The 13,855-nt window shown below is 73.7% G+C and carries 17 protein-coding genes; 9 read left to right on the top strand and 8 right to left on the bottom strand.

Annotated elements, in window-relative coordinates:
- Positions 1-37: 37 nt before the first annotated feature.
- Positions 38-640, bottom strand: coding sequence for a class I SAM-dependent methyltransferase (locus tag ACFE60_RS04740; protein WP_375387690.1), 603 nt, complete (start codon positions 638-640; stop codon positions 38-40).
- 65 nt (positions 641-705) lie between these two features.
- Between ACFE60_RS04740 and hflX the strand changes: the two genes are divergently transcribed.
- On the top strand, positions 706-2,118 hold the full coding sequence (gene hflX / locus ACFE60_RS04735; protein ID WP_375387711.1) for a GTPase HflX: 1,413 nt from the start codon (positions 706-708) through the stop codon (positions 2,116-2,118).
- Position 2,119: 1 nt separating this feature from the next.
- Here the strand turns inward: hflX and ACFE60_RS04730 are convergent, their stop codons facing one another.
- Positions 2,120-2,263 (bottom strand): hypothetical protein, encoded by a 144-nt coding sequence (locus tag ACFE60_RS04730; RefSeq protein ID WP_375387689.1) that lies wholly within the window; start codon positions 2,261-2,263, stop codon positions 2,120-2,122.
- Positions 2,264-2,345: 82 nt separating this feature from the next.
- Here ACFE60_RS04730 and ACFE60_RS04725 point away from each other — a divergent pair, with 82 nt between their 5' ends.
- The gene (locus ACFE60_RS04725) at positions 2,346-3,299 is read left to right on the top strand and encodes a GlxA family transcriptional regulator (protein WP_375387688.1); all 954 of its coding nucleotides are present in this window, start codon (positions 2,346-2,348) and stop codon (positions 3,297-3,299) included.
- Positions 3,296-4,186, top strand: coding sequence for a DNA-3-methyladenine glycosylase family protein (locus ACFE60_RS04720; RefSeq protein ID WP_375387687.1), 891 nt, complete (start codon positions 3,296-3,298; stop codon positions 4,184-4,186). Before ACFE60_RS04725 ends, ACFE60_RS04720 begins: the two co-directional genes overlap by 4 nt.
- Positions 4,187-4,239: 53 nt before the next feature.
- Here ACFE60_RS04720 and ACFE60_RS04715 read toward each other — a convergent pair whose 3' ends face one another.
- From ACFE60_RS04715 to lexA, 3 genes are all read right to left on the bottom strand, one after another.
- Positions 4,240-5,052, bottom strand: coding sequence for a hypothetical protein (locus ACFE60_RS04715; protein ID WP_375387686.1), 813 nt, complete (start codon positions 5,050-5,052; stop codon positions 4,240-4,242).
- Positions 5,049-5,981 carry an ABC transporter ATP-binding protein gene (locus ACFE60_RS04710; protein ID WP_375387685.1) on the bottom strand — a complete coding sequence of 311 codons (933 nt, stop codon included), beginning with the start codon at positions 5,979-5,981 and terminating at the stop codon, positions 5,049-5,051. Before ACFE60_RS04710 ends, ACFE60_RS04715 begins: the two co-directional genes overlap by 4 nt.
- A gap of 129 nt (positions 5,982-6,110) precedes the next feature.
- Positions 6,111-6,791, bottom strand: coding sequence for a transcriptional repressor LexA (gene lexA, locus ACFE60_RS04705; protein WP_375387684.1), 681 nt, complete (start codon positions 6,789-6,791; stop codon positions 6,111-6,113).
- Positions 6,792-6,986: 195 nt separating this feature from the next.
- Between lexA and ACFE60_RS04700 the strand changes: the two genes are divergently transcribed.
- Genes ACFE60_RS04700 through ACFE60_RS04675 form a run of 6 tightly spaced genes read left to right on the top strand, consistent with a single transcriptional unit; the run spans position 6,987 to position 11,332 of the window.
- Complete coding sequence (locus ACFE60_RS04700) at positions 6,987-7,469, top strand: LysM peptidoglycan-binding domain-containing protein (RefSeq protein WP_375387683.1); 483 nt, start codon at positions 6,987-6,989, stop codon at positions 7,467-7,469.
- Between the two features lie 39 nt (positions 7,470-7,508).
- Positions 7,509-8,597 carry a histidinol-phosphate transaminase gene (locus ACFE60_RS04695; protein WP_375387682.1) on the top strand — a complete coding sequence of 363 codons (1,089 nt, stop codon included), beginning with the start codon at positions 7,509-7,511 and terminating at the stop codon, positions 8,595-8,597.
- On the top strand, positions 8,594-9,193 hold the full coding sequence (gene hisB, locus ACFE60_RS04690; RefSeq protein WP_375387681.1) for an imidazoleglycerol-phosphate dehydratase HisB: 600 nt from the start codon (positions 8,594-8,596) through the stop codon (positions 9,191-9,193). The genes ACFE60_RS04695 and hisB overlap by 4 nt, the downstream gene beginning before the upstream one ends.
- A complete protein-coding gene (hisH, locus tag ACFE60_RS04685; RefSeq protein WP_375387680.1) occupies positions 9,190-9,825 on the top strand; it encodes an imidazole glycerol phosphate synthase subunit HisH in 636 nt (211 codons plus the stop codon). Before hisB ends, hisH begins: the two co-directional genes overlap by 4 nt.
- A complete protein-coding gene (priA, locus tag ACFE60_RS04680) occupies positions 9,822-10,577 on the top strand; it encodes a bifunctional 1-(5-phosphoribosyl)-5-((5-phosphoribosylamino)methylideneamino)imidazole-4-carboxamide isomerase/phosphoribosylanthranilate isomerase PriA (RefSeq protein ID WP_375387679.1) in 756 nt (251 codons plus the stop codon). Before hisH ends, priA begins: the two co-directional genes overlap by 4 nt.
- A complete protein-coding gene (locus ACFE60_RS04675) occupies positions 10,574-11,332 on the top strand; it encodes an SseB family protein (protein WP_375387678.1) in 759 nt (252 codons plus the stop codon). Before priA ends, ACFE60_RS04675 begins: the two co-directional genes overlap by 4 nt.
- Positions 11,333-11,365: 33 nt before the next feature.
- On the opposite strand, the gene ACFE60_RS04670 is transcribed toward ACFE60_RS04675, so the two are convergent.
- The 3 genes from ACFE60_RS04670 to ACFE60_RS04660 form a co-directional block, all read right to left on the bottom strand.
- On the bottom strand, positions 11,366-12,277 hold the full coding sequence (locus ACFE60_RS04670) for a DUF559 domain-containing protein (RefSeq protein ID WP_375387677.1): 912 nt from the start codon (positions 12,275-12,277) through the stop codon (positions 11,366-11,368).
- A gap of 166 nt (positions 12,278-12,443) precedes the next feature.
- Complete coding sequence (locus ACFE60_RS04665; protein WP_375387676.1) at positions 12,444-12,902, bottom strand: MarR family winged helix-turn-helix transcriptional regulator; 459 nt, start codon at positions 12,900-12,902, stop codon at positions 12,444-12,446.
- Between the two features lie 38 nt (positions 12,903-12,940).
- Positions 12,941-13,855 (bottom strand): MFS transporter (locus tag ACFE60_RS04660; protein ID WP_375387675.1); only part of this gene is annotated, 915 nt, incomplete at its 5' end.

Here is a 13,855-nt window from a genome sequence, read left to right as displayed (position 1 = left end):
TGCACCGGCGTGTCGACGGATCGATCCGGATCCGCGATCAGGGGCGCGCGATCCGCAGGACGCGGAAGCCCTTGTCGGTCGAGTGCCGCGACACGGCGAGGTCCGGGAAGCGCTCGGCGAGCCACCGCTGCAGCGAGTCGGCGCCGAGGTGCTTCGCCACCACCAGCCACGCGGTGCCGCCCGCGGCGAGGCGCGGCAGCCACGTCGCGAGCAGGTCGTGCAGCGCCTCCTTGCCGATCCGGATCGGCGGATTCGACCAGATCGTCGCGAAACGGAGGTCGGCAGGAATATCCTCGGGGAATGCGGCTTTGACTCCTACGTCGGCGATTCGGGCATTCGCGGCGGCGAGCGTGAGGGCGCGCTCGTTCACATCCACCGCCCACACCGAAGCATCGGGAGATCGTCTGGCCATCGCGATCGCGATCGGACCCCAGCCACAGCCGAGGTCCAGCAGGTCCCCCTCCGTCGCAGGAGGGGGTACCGCGGCGAGCAGCACGGCGGTCCCGGTGTCGAGATGCTCCGCGCTGAAGACCCCCTCGGCGGTCGACAGCGCGAAGGTCTCACCCTGGAGCACGACGCGGATCGTGCGCTTGCGAGCCTCGCTCGCGGGCTGCGCGCTGAAGTAGTGCTCCCCATCCACGACGAAGCATCGAACCACAGCGGACGCCATCCGGTCCGCAGCAAGGGGGCGTCTTGAGCGACACCATCCACACCGACGACCTCGACCGCGCGATCGACGCGACGGACGACGACTTCGACGGCGAGCAGCTCGACCTCGAGGAGCGCCAGTCGCTGCGGCGCGTCCAGGGGCTGTCGACGGAGCTCGAGGACGTCACCGAGGTCGAGTACCGGCAGCTGCGCCTCGAGCGCGTCGTGCTGATCGGCGTCTACTCGCGCAGCCAGGCGGAGGCCGAGACGAGCCTCCGCGAGCTGTCGGCGCTCGCCGAGACCGCCGGCGCCCAGGTGCTCGACGGGCTGCTGCAGCGCCGCCCGCACCCGGACCCCTCCACGTTCCTCGGGTCCGGCAAGGCGGAGGAGCTGCGGCTCGTCGTCCAGTCGGTCGGCGCCGACACGGTCATCGCCGACACCGAGCTGGCCCCGAGCCAGCGGCGCGCGCTCGAGGACGTCGTGAAGGTCAAGGTGATCGACCGCACCGCGGTGATCCTCGACATCTTCAGCCAGCACGCGAAGAGCCGCGAGGGCAAGGCGCAGGTCGAGCTGGCGCAGCTGCAGTACCTGCTGCCGCGCCTGCGCGGCTGGGGCGACTCGATGTCCCGCCAGGCCGGTGGCCAGGTGGGCGGCGCGGGTGCCGGCATGGGCTCCCGCGGTCCCGGTGAGACGAAGATCGAGCTCGATCGCCGCCGCATCCACTCGCGAATGGCCCGGCTGCGCAAGGAGATCCTGGAGATGGCGCCGGCCCGCGAGCTCAAGCGGCAGAACCGGGTGCGGAACGCGGTGCCATCGGTCGCGATCGCCGGCTACACCAACGCCGGCAAGTCCAGCCTGCTGAACCGCGTCACGCGAGCCGGCGCGCTGGTCGAGAACGCGCTGTTCGCGACGCTCGACACCACGGTGCGCCGCACGGAGACCCCCGACGGCCGGCCCTACACGCTGGTCGACACGGTCGGCTTCGTCCGGAACCTGCCGCACCAGCTGGTGGAGGCGTTCCGCTCGACGCTGGAGGAGGTGGAGCACGCCGACCTCGTCCTGCACGTGGTGGACGCCTCGCATCCCGACCCGGCGGCGCAGCTCGCGACCGTGCGTCAGGTGATCGCAGAGGTCGGAGCACGCGACGTGCCCGAGCAGATCGTGTTCAACAAGGCGGATCTGGCCGACGAGGCCACGCGGCTGGTGCTGCGCGGCATGGAGCCGACGGCGCTGTTCGTGTCCGCCCGGACCGGGGAGGGCGTCGACCGCCTGCTGCAGACGATCGGCGCGATCCTCCCGCTGCCGCGGCACGAGGTGACCGTGCTGATCCCGTTCGACGAGGGCGCGATCGTCTCCATGCTCCACGAGAAGGGCCGCGTGCTCGCGACCGTCTACGAGGAGCACGGCGCGCGCATCCAGGCGCTGGTCGGCGACGAGGAGCGGGCCGTGCTCGAGCGCTACCTGGTCTGAGTCACAGCAGGCGGCGCGGGTCCGCGTCCCGATCGAGTCGATCGGGACGCGGGCCGTAGCCGTCCGACCGGACGACGCCGAACGTGCCGAGGATCCCGCCAGCTGCGAGGACGCCGAGCACGATGAGGACGATGGTGATGGTCATGGCAGGAACGCTACGATCGTGCCGATCCCGCCACGAGTGGCAGGACTGACAGTGTTCGTCGTTTCTCTGCCATACTGCGGCGATGCTGTCGAAGATCGCGGTCCTGGCCCTGCCGGGCATGGAGGTCTTCGAGTTCGGCGTGCTGTGCGAGGTGTTCGGCGTCGACCGCACGGACGACGGCCTGCCGCCGTTCGACCTGCGGGTCGTCACCGCGACGCCCGGTCAGGTCGCGCTGCCGCACGGCATGAGCCTCTCGGTCGCTCGGGGGCTCGAGGAGGCGGCCGACGCGGACCTCGTCGCCGTGCCAGCCGCCCCGATCGGCGTCGACGTGGATCCGCGGGTGCTCGACGCCCTCCGGTCGGCGCACGAGCGCGGCGCGTGGGTGCTGAGCGCCTGCTCCGGGGCCTTCGTGCTCGGGGCCGCCGGCCTGCTGGACGGCCGGCCGAGCACGACGCACTGGCGGCACGCCGCGCGGCTCGCGGCGACGTACCCGGGGACCGACGTGGACCCGGGCGTGCTGTTCGTCGAGCGGGACCGCATCGTCACCGGCGCGGGGACCGCGGCGGGCATCGACGCCGCGCTGCACGTGGTGCGCACGGAGCTGGGCGCCCGGGCGGCGAGCATCATCGCGCGCCGGATGGTGGTGCCGCCGCAGCGGGACGGGGGGCAGGCGCAGTACATCGCGACGCCGGTGCCCGAGTGCTCGGACGACGGCTACGCCGCGGTCGTCGAGTGGATCGAGCAGCACCTCGCCGACGACCTGTCGGTGGAGGTGCTCGCCGCGCACGCGCTCCAGTCGACCCGGACGTTCGCCCGGCGGTTCCGCGAGGCCACGGGGACGACCCCCGCCGCGTGGGTCGCGCGGCAGCGGCTCGCGCGGGCGCAGCACCTGCTCGAGTCGACCGATCTCGGAGTGGACGAGATCGCCAGGACGGTCGGGTTCGGCCAGGCGGCGGTGCTGCGGCACCACTTCGCCACCGTGCTCGGCACCTCGCCGCAGGCGTACCGGCGGCGGTTCTCGGTCGTCCCGGCGTGATCCGGGTCGACCTCCCGTTCGCCCCGCCGCTCGATCCGTCGAACCTCTTCGGGCATCTCGTCGCGACCGGTGTGCCCGGGGTCGAGGAGTGGCGGGACGGCCGCTACCGCGCGGTCGCACGACTCGCCTCCGGCCCCGTCATCATCGAGGTCGGCCTGCCCGTCGGATCCGCGGTGCAAGCCCGGCTGCACCTCGCGGACGCCGCCGACGAGCCGGAGGCGGTCGCGCTCGTGCGGCGGGCGCTCGACCTCGACCTCGACGCTCCGGCGATGGTCGCGACGCTGTCCGAAGATCCCGTGCTCGCACCGCTCGTGGCTGCTGCGCCCGGGCGACGTCGGCCCGGCACCCTCGACCCCGAGTCGATGGTGCTGCGGGCGGTGCTCGGCCAGCAGGTCTCGACCGCGGCGGCGCGCACCCACGCGGCACGGCTCGTCGCCGCGTTCGGCACCCCGATCGAGGATCCCGCGGGGGACCTGACACGGGCGTTCCCCTCCGCCGGGGTCCTCGCCGCGGACCCGCAGGCCGTGGCGGCGACCCTCCGGCTGCCCGAGTCGCGCAAGCGGACGTTCGCGGCGGTCGTGGCCGCGCTCGCGACCGGGGCGGTCGACCTCGGGGCGCCGGCGGAGGAGGTGCGCGCCGCCCTGCTCGCGCTGCCGGGCGTCGGCCCGTGGACCGCGGACACGGTGCTGATGCGGGCGCTCGGCGCCGCCGACGTCCTCCTGCCGACCGATCTCGGGGTGGTGCGGGCCGCGCGCCGCCTCGGGCTGCCGGACCGCCCGCGCGGGCTCGAGGAGCACGCCCGCCGCTGGTCGCCGTACCGCACGCACGCCGTCCAGTACCTCTGGGCGACCGGCGTGCACCCCGTGAACACCCTGCCGCCGGGCTGACGGCTGCACGCCGAGCCCCTCCGGCGGATCCGCGGGCCCGTCCGGCCGCGGGGTCAGACGTCGCGGACCGCTGTCAGCACGAGTGCGGGGATCCAGACGACGAGGACCCAGCCCACGAGCGCGAGCGCGGCGGCCCAGAGGTCGAGGCCCGCGGCACCCGGGGCCGCCGACAGGTCCCCGCCGGCGGTCGCCAGCAGGAGCTCGGTCACGGTCGTGATCCACTCCGCTCGCAGCAGGGCGCCCAGCAGGCCCAGGATGACCGGCGCGACGAAGAGCAGCGCGGTCAGGATCGAGATGCCCGCCGCGGAGCTGCGCACGAGCGCGCCGAGCCCGACCGCGAAGACGGCGACGACCGCGAGGTGGAGCGCGCCGCCGACCAGGCCGCCGAGGACTCCGCCGCCGAGGGAGACGGCCGCGCCGTCCCCGCCGAAGAAGAGCGCGATGATCCCGAAGCCGCCGAAGGTGAGCACGAGGCCGAGCACGAAGGACCACGCGCCGACGACGATCGCCTTCGCGAGCAGCGCGGGCAGCCGCCGCGGCACCGCGGTGTAGGACGAGCGGATCTGCAGCGTCGCGTACTCGCCGCCGATCGACAGCACGCCGAGCACCCCGACGATCAGGGCGACGAAGGCGAGGCTCGGCGTCGTCGCGGTCAGCAGCAGCGCGGGGTCCGCGGTGGAGCCGGGCTGCGGATGCACGTTCGCGCCGACCAGGACGACGACCAGCGCCGCCAGGGCCACCGAGATCGCCGTCGTCCAGTAGGTGCTGCGGACGGTGACGAGCTTCAGCCACTCGGCGTGAAGGACCCGGCCGAAGGAGACGCCGGAGGTGCTGGCCGACGACGGCCGGTCGATGGTCGTGGTCATCGGAGGCTCCCCTCGGTCCGCGGTGCGGTCGGTTCGCTGCGGTACTCGACGTCGTCGGCCGTCATGGCCAGGTAGACCTCCTCGAGCGACGACCCCACGGTCGTGAGCTCGTGCAAGGCGATGCCGGCGTGCGCGGCCGTCTCGCCGATCGCGGCGGCGTCGAGCCCTCCGACGTCGAACCGCTCGCTCGACTCGGGGGTCGTGGTGGCGCCGCGGGCCCGCAGCAGCGCGGCGAGCTCGGGTCCGCGGGGCGAGCCGACGGTCACCTTCGACCCGCCGCCCGCGATCAGCTGCGCGATCGGCATGTCCGCCAGGACCTTGCCGCGGCCGAGCACGATCACGTGATCGGCGGTCTGCGCCATCTCGCTCATCAGGTGGGACGAGAGCAGCACCGTGCGCCCCTCGGCCGCGAGCTGCCGCACGAAGGTGCGCACCCAGCGCACCCCGTCGGGGTCGAGCCCGTTCACGGGCTCGTCGAGGATCAGGGTCGCGGGATCGCCGAGCAGCGCGGCGGCGATGCCGAGCCGCTGGCCCATGCCGAGCGAGAAGCCGCCGACGCGCTTGTCGGCGACCTCGCCGAGGCCGGACAGGTCGACGACCTCCTGCACCCGGCGCGCGGGGATCCCGTGCGTCGCGGCGAGGACCCGGAGGTGGTTGCGCGCGGTCCTGCCGCGGTGCGCCGCCTTCGCCTCCAGCAGCACCCCGACCTCGTGCAGCGGCGCCGCGTGGTCGCGGTACGGCCGGCCGTTCACGGTGACCGACCCGGCGGTCGGGGCGTCGAGGCCGACGATCATCCGCATGGTCGTCGACTTCCCGGCGCCGTTCGGCCCGAGGAACCCGGTGACGGACCCCGGCTCGACGCGGAAGTCGATGCCGGCCACGGCGGTCTTCGCGCCGTAGCGCTTCACCAGTCCTGTCGCCTCGATCACGGCGCCTCCATCCGGCGCTGGACGGTTCCGCGCCGGATCCACCGTAGAGACGCCGCCCGACGACCTCGCTGGATCCCGCCCGCGCGCCGCGGACGGGATCGTCGGATCGAGCAGGTCAGATCGAGCGCGTCAGATCGAGCGCAGGATGGCGACGATCTTGCCGAGCACGACGGCCTCGTCGCCCAGGATCGGCTCGAACGCGCTGTTGCGCGGCAGCAGCCACGTGTGCCCGTCCCGCTGCCGGAAGACCTTGACCGTCGCCTCGCCGTCGAGCATCGCGGCCACGATGTCGCCGTTGTCCGCGTTCTGCTGCGACCGCACGACGACCCAGTCGCCGTCGCAGATCGCGGCGTCGATCATCGACTCGCCGACCACCTTCAGCATGAACAGGTCGCCCTTGCCGACCAGCTGCCGCGGGAGGGGGAAGACCTCGTCGATCTGCTGGTCCGCCGTGATCGGGACACCGGCGGCGATCCGGCCGACGAGCGGCACCATCGCGGCGTCGCCCACCGGCACCGAGGGCACGTCGGTCTCCGCGGGAGCGACGTCGGGAACCCGGATGACGACCTCGAGCGCGCGGGGGCGCTTCGGGTCGCGGCGCAGGTAGCCGGAGAGCTCGAGCTGCTTCAGCTGGTGCGTGACGCTGGAGAGCGACGCGAGACCGACGGCGTCACCGATCTCCCGCATGCTCGGCGGGTAGCCGCGGGACGCCACCGACTGCTGGATCACCTCGAGGATCGCGTGCTGCTTGGGGGACAGCGACGTCCGCCGCCTGGTCCGGCGCTTCGCGTCGGTGTGCTCGTCGGTCATCGGTCCTCCGTACGTCCCCGCGCCCCCGCGCGATGCCCTGCTGAATGACAGCCATGGTATTCGACCGCTGCCCTCAGCGCAAACATGCGTTCGAATGATTGGCCCCGTTGTCAGACCCTCCGTCGAAGATGTGCTTGCGCCTCTGACGACTCGAAGATATGTTCGAACGCAGGACGACGCGGAGGGGACACGCGAATGCTCACGGTGCAGAACGACTGGATCGAGTACGAGGCGGAGCCGGTGCAGGCTCGCCGCGTCGCCGTGCGGGGTGGGGCGGCGTGCGCCACGCGAGTGCCCGTGGGGACGCAGCGCGTCCGCACGCCGGCCGTGCCGGCGCCCGTCGCCCGTCCGCGGACCGCGGGCGCCTCCCGCCTCCGGCTGACCCGCCGAGGGCGGATCGTGCTCGTCGTGCTGCCGTCGCTGCTGCTCCTCAGCGGCGTGCTGCTCGCCGCCGCACCCGGCGTCGCCGAGGCCGCGCAGCCGGCGGTGCCCGCGGCATCGCCGACCACCGTCGCGACGGTGGTCGTCCGCCCGGGGGACTCGCTGTGGGCCATCGCCCGGCGGTCGGCGCCGCACACCGATCCACGCACGACCGTCGCGGCGATTCAGCGCGCCAACCACCTGTCCGGCTCGCTGGTGCAGGCGGGCGACCGGCTGCAGGTGCCCGCGCAGGGCTGACGCCGGGGCCCCTTCCGCCGGTTCTGCGAGAATCGCCGTGTGACCTCGCTCGCCGACCTTCCGCTGCGCGCCGACCTCGTCGGCCGATCGGCCTACGGCGCCCCGCAGCTGCACGTCTCCGTCACGCTGAACGTGAACGAGAACACGCATCCCGTCCCGGAGGTCGTGCGCGCGGCGGTGCTCGACCGGATCGCCGCCGCGCTCGACGACGTGAACCGGTACCCGGACCGCGAGTTCACCGCGCTGCGCGAGGCGCTGGCCGGCTACCTCGGCCACGACCTGACGCCGGCGCAGCTGTGGGCCGCGAACGGGTCGAACGAGGTGCTCCAGCACGTGTTCCAGGCCTTCGGGGGCCCGGGTCGCACGCTGCTCACCTTCCCGCCCACGTACTCGATGTACCCGAACTACGCCGTGACGAGCGGCACCGCGGTCGTCGAGGGCCGGCGCGACGACGACTACCGGCTGTCGCCGGAGACGGTCGTCGCGGAGATCCTGCGCACGACCCCCGACATCGTGATCCTGTGCGCGCCGAACAACCCGACCGGCACCCCGGTCGGCCTCGACACGGTCCGCGCGGCCTACGACGCGACCGACGGGGTGCTCCTGGTCGACGAGGCGTACGGCGAGTTCATGCCCGCGGACGCGCCGAGCGCGCTGACCCTGCTGCCCGGCCGGCCGCGGCTCGCGGTCTCGCGCACGATGAGCAAGGCGTTCGCCTTCGCCGGCGCGCGGCTCGGCTACCTCGCCGCCGACCCGGCGTTCACCGACGCGCTCCGGCTCGTGCGGCTGCCGTACCACCTGTCCGCGATCACGCAGGCCGCCGCGCTCGGCGCGCTCGCCCACGCGCCGCTCATGCTGCGGATGGTCGACGAGATCCGGGACCAGCGCGAACGGACGGCCGCCGGGCTGGAGGCGCTCGGCTACCGCGTGTGGCCCAGCTGGACGAACTTCGTCCTGTTCGGCGGCGTCGACGATCCGCACGCGCTGTGGCAGGGCCTGCTCGACCGGGGGGTCCTGATCCGGGACCTGGGCATCGACGGCACGCTGCGCGTCAGCGCGGGCACGGCCGCGGAGACCGACCTGTTCCTCGACGCGATGGCCGCGCTCACGCCGGTGGTCGCGCGATGAGCCGCGTCGCCTCGCGGTCGCGGTCGACCAGCGAGTCCTCCGTCGAGCTGCGGCTCGACCTCGACGGCACCGGCGCCTCGACGATCGACACCTCCGTGCCGTTCCTCGACCACCTCCTCACGGCGTTCGCGAAGCACTCGCTGACCGATCTCACGATCACCGCGTCCGGCGACACCGACATCGACGTCCACCACACCGCGGAGGACGTCGGCATCGTGCTCGGCGACGCGATCCGGGAGGCGCTCGGCGACAAGGCGGGCGTGACCCGGTTCGGCGACGCGACCGTGCCGCTCGACGAGGCGCTCACCCGGGCCGTGGTCGACCTGTCCGGCCGGCCGTACCTCGTGCACGGCGGCGAGCCGGCCGGATTCGAGCTGCACCTGATCGGCGGCCACTTCACCGGCGCGATGGTCCGGCACGTGTTCGAGGCGATCGTCTACAACGCGCGGATGACCGCGCACATCGACGTGCTCGCCGGTCGCGACCCGCACCACATCGCGGAGAGCGAGTTCAAGGCGTTCGCGCGCGCGTTCCGCGCCGCGAAGGCGCTCGACCCGCTGGTCGCCGGGGTGCCGTCGACCAAGGGGGCGCTGTGACGGCGCAGCCGCGCGTCACGGTCTTCGACTACGGCAGCGGGAACGTCCACTCCGCGGTCAAGGCGCTGGAGGCGGCCGGTGCGCACGTGCGCCTCACCGCGGACCGGGCGGCCGTGATGAGCGCCGACGGGCTGTACGTGCCCGGCGTCGGTGCCTTCGCCTCCGTGATGTCCGGTCTCGATGCCGCGCGCGGGCCCGAGCTGATCGAGCGCCGCCTGGCCGGCGGACGGCCGGTGCTCGGCGTCTGCGTCGGCCTCCAGGTGCTGTTCGAGCGCGGGGAGGAGGGCGGCGACGTCGTGCAGGGCCTCGGCGAGTGGCCGGGTGTGGTCGAGCGGCTCGACGCGCCCGTGCTGCCGCACATGGGCTGGGACACCGTGCGCGCTCCCGGCGGCTCACGGCTGTTCGCCGGGATCGGCGAGCAGCGGTTCTACTTCGTGCACTCCTACGGCGTGCGCGACTGGACCTTCGAGCCGTCCGCGAGCCTGCGGCCGCCGGTCGTCACCTGGGGCGACCACGGCGGCCCGTTCGTCGCGGCGGTCGAGAACGGCCCGCTCGCCGCCACGCAGTTCCACCCCGAGAAATCCGGCGCAGCGGGCCTGCGCCTGCTCGCCAACTGGCTGGAGACCCTGTGAGCCTTCCCGACCCCTCCGTCCTGGAGCGTCCGCTGATCCTGCTGCCCGCCGTCGACGTCGCAGGCGGCCAGGCCGTCCGGCTCGTGCAGGGCGAAGCGGGCAGCGAGACCGGCTACGGCGACCCGATCGCCGCAGCACGGGACTGGGCCGATCAGGGCGCCTCCTGGATCCACCTGGTCGACCTCGACGCGGCGTTCGGGCGCGGCAGCAACCTGGCCGTCATCCGAGCGGTCATCGATCGCGTCCCCGACGTGCGGGTCGAGCTGTCCGGCGGTATCCGCGACGACGCGAGCCTCGAGGCCGCGCTCGCCACGGGAGCCCAGCGCGTGAACATCGGCACGGCGGCGCTCGAGGACCCGGAGTGGACCGAACGCGTGATCGCGCTGTACGGCGACCGCATCGCCGTCGGCCTCGACGTCCGGGGGACCACGCTCGCCGCCCGCGGCTGGACGCGGGAGGGCGGCGACCTCTGGGAGGTGCTCGAGCGGCTCGAGCACGCCGGCTGCGCCCGCTACGTCGTCACCGACGTCACGAAGGACGGGACCCTCGCGGGGCCGAACGTCGGGCTGCTCACGGAGATGCTCGAGCGCACGGGGAGGCCGGTCGTGGCGTCGGGCGGCATCTCGAGCCTCGACGACCTCCGCCGCCTCCGCTCGCTGACCGACGCCGGGCTCGAGGGCGCGATCGTCGGCAAGGCGCTGTACGCCGGCGCGTTCACCCTGACCGAGGCCCTCGCCGTCGCGACCCTGTGAGCACCGACTCCGCGGGGCGGCCGTGGGCCGGGCGCGCGTTCGAGACGTCCCCGTGGGCTGGCGACGACGGCACCGCCCCGGCGGCCTACTCGGAGGTGCTCGCGGCGTTCCGCGCCGGCCGGGCGGAGGTGGAGGCGGTCGTCGACGCGCTGCGCGGGGTCCGCCTCCTCGTGCCGCTGCTCGCGGAGGTCGGCGAGGTCGGCGAGACCGCCTCCGGTTCCGCCTTCGACAGGAAGGCCGAGCTGGCGCTGGTGACCGTCGCCGGACCCGACGGCCGCCGGGTGCTGCCCGCGTTCTCCTCCGCCGCCGCGATGAGCGCCTGGAACCCGCAGGCGCGGCCCGTGCCGGCGCCCGCGCGCCAGATCGCGCTCGGGGCGGCGGCGGACGGCACCGAGCTGGTCGTCGTGGACCCGGCGACCGAGCGGTTCGGCCTGCGGCGCGGCGCGCTCGAGGCGCTCGCCCGGGACCTGCCGTGGACGGCGCCCTGGCACGATCCCGAGGTCGGCGTCGCGATCCGCATGGCCGTGGCGGACGAGCCCGCGGTCACGACCGCCAGGGTGGGCACCGACGACCCCCGCGCCTCCCTCGACGGCGCCGAGGTGCAGATCGTCGTCGTGCTGCACGAGACGCTCGACCGGCAGCAGGTGGGGGAGCTGATGGCGCGGGTGCAGCGCCGCTGGACGGAGGACGAGATCGTCCGCACCCGGGTGGACTCGATGACGGTCCGCCTCGAGGCCGACCCCTTTTCGTTTTGAAGGAACTTCTTCGGGAGGGGACCGGATGTTCCTTCACAACGGAGTCGGCTCGTCCGCGAGCGCCTCGAGGATCTCGAGCACGACGTCATCGATGTGGTTCACGATGCGGTCGTAGTCGAAGTGGAGGACCCGGTACCCGAGCCCGCGGAGGAAGGCGTCGCGGCCCGCGTCGGCGAGGGGATCGTGCCAAGCGGCTCCATCGGCTTCGAGGATCAGCCTTCCCGGCAGGAGGATGTCGACCCGGTGGTGCTGGTCCGGCCAGAACTGCAGGTCGACCAGCGGAATTCCCCTCCGGATGAGGGCAAGTCGCAGCAACGACTCGATGACGCGCTCCGATCGAGGGTCGACGAGCCGGAGCTCGGGTCGCAGCCGCGCCGGCACTCGGCGTGCGAGGTCCTTCCACTCCTCGTCGGCGAGCAGGGGCTCTCCGCCTCGGGGACGGTGCCTGGCAGCGTCCAGCGCAGCGATCCACCAGTCGACCGGAACGCAGTCGGCGAGCTGCAGGAGGGCGTCGACGAGCGGAACGCGCCACCCGGCCGGTGTTCCGGGCTCTGACGACCAGTGCAGCACGACCTCGCGATCCTCACCGGGGACGACGTAGCGCCGCTTGCTCCGGTGATGCCGCCGACGAGCGCTGTTCGCGGGGACGATCACGTGCAGCAGGCGCTTGGCCTCGAGCGGCACCGGGAGGCCGAACGAGTCCACAGCGGAGACGCAGTCGAGCACGCCGCCGACGCGGATCGCGTGCTTCGCCTCCCACGGCAGTGCTGGATCGACGTACCAGCCCGAGCGCGGGCGATCGACCAGCCCGCGTCCCAGCAGGGCGCCGGCCTGCTTCCCGGAGATGCCTGCGGCGATCAGCGTGCTCAGCTTCACGACGCCGTCGTGCCTGCTGAGCAGGTCGCGCAGCAGCGCGTCGAGTTCGGTCCAGTCCGGGTCGTCCACAGCCGAGAACCCTGGCGTCGGCCGGCGCACCGACCTGGGGGATCGCGCGATCAGCGAACAGCCGTGCCGTTCGGCGGCCTGTGGAGGGACGTCGCGCCGCCTCGGATCCGTTTCGAAGGAACTCCTCGTGGTTCGGACGAGAAGTTCCTTCACAACGGAGGTGGGGTCAGGGGGTGCGGGCGGGGGAGGGGGTCGCGGCCAGCAGGACCGCCTCCAGCACCCCGACGGCCCGCTGGAGGATCGCTCGATCCTCGGGGCCGACCTCGGCAAGAAGGGCGGTGACGCCGGCGGCGCGGTCGCGCCGTGCCGCGGCCACCGCGGCGACGCCGGCCTCGGTGAGCCGGATCAGCTGGGACCGCCCGTCGTCCGGGTCCGCCGCGCGGGCGACGAGCCCGCGCCCCTCCAGGTCGCCGATCAGCCGGGTCGTCCCGGGAGCGGCGATGCCCTCGATGCGCGCCAGGTCCCCGGGTCGCACCTGCCCCAGCCGCTCGATCGAGGCGAGCGCGGACACCGAGACGTGGGTCAGCGCGTCGGCTGGGGGTCGGAGACGCCGGTTGAGGCTTCCGGCCACGAACGCGAGCCGCTCGGCGAGGTCGGACGGGCCCGCGGCCGCCGGTTCCGACATGCCGCGAAGGGGTGCGGCGGCCGAGCGGCTGGGGACGGTCACCGGGCCGGCTCCGCAGCGCTGGATCGCCCTGCGGCCTCGGCGCGGTCCGCGTGCTCGGCGTGCGCCCGCGCGACCTGCAGCGCGATCGCGTCGTCGGCCTCGACGACGACGGCCTCGCCGCGCGCCTCCGCACCGATCGCCGCAGGCCGGTCCCGCCTGCCGCCGGCGAGCGTCGCGACCGCCCCGATGACCGACATGACGGCCGCCGCGATGAAGACGATCACGAGCCCGTCGTGGAACGGGCCGGCGATCAGGTTCGGGAAGAACTCCTTGCCGGTCAGGGTCGCCGCGTCGCCCGCGGGGATCGCCTTCAGGATGCCCGTCGGCCCCAGCAGCGTCTCGATCGGGTTGTAGCCGAGGAACGCGGCGAACAGGCTGCCGACCGGAGGGATGTTCGCGACGGTGTCGGCGGCTGCAGCGGGCACGCTGTGCGCGGTCAGGCCCGCCCGCATCGCCTGCGGCAGGGAGCCCGCGAGCCCGGCGACCATCAGCGAGAAGAAGATGCCGATCGACAGGGACGAGCCCGCGTTCAGGACCGTGCCCGCCATGCCGGAGGCGGAGCCGCGCTGGTTCGCGGGCACGCTGCCCATGATGGTCGCGCGGTTCGGCGCGCCGAACATGCCGGAGCCGACGCCGTTCAGGAACGTGATGACCGCGAACACCGGGTAGGCGAAGTCGACCGGGATCAGCAGCAGCGCGACGAACGTCGCGGCGCTCAGCAGCAGGCCGCTCGTGGCGAGCCCGCGCGTGCCCCACCGGTCCGACAGGATGCCGGACAGCGGTCCCGAGATGAGGAACCCGACGGTCAGCGGCAGGAGGTAGATGCCCGCCCACAGCGGCGTGTCCTCGTAGGAGTACCCGTGCAGCGGCAGCCAGATGCCCTGCAGCCAGATGATCAGCATGAACTGCAG

This window comes from uncultured Amnibacterium sp., from assembly GCF_964245895.1.
Classification (GTDB): domain Bacteria; phylum Actinomycetota; class Actinomycetes; order Actinomycetales; family Microbacteriaceae; genus Amnibacterium.
Note: the sequence above shows the minus strand (reverse complement) of the source record. Positions and strands in the feature narration are given on the sequence as shown.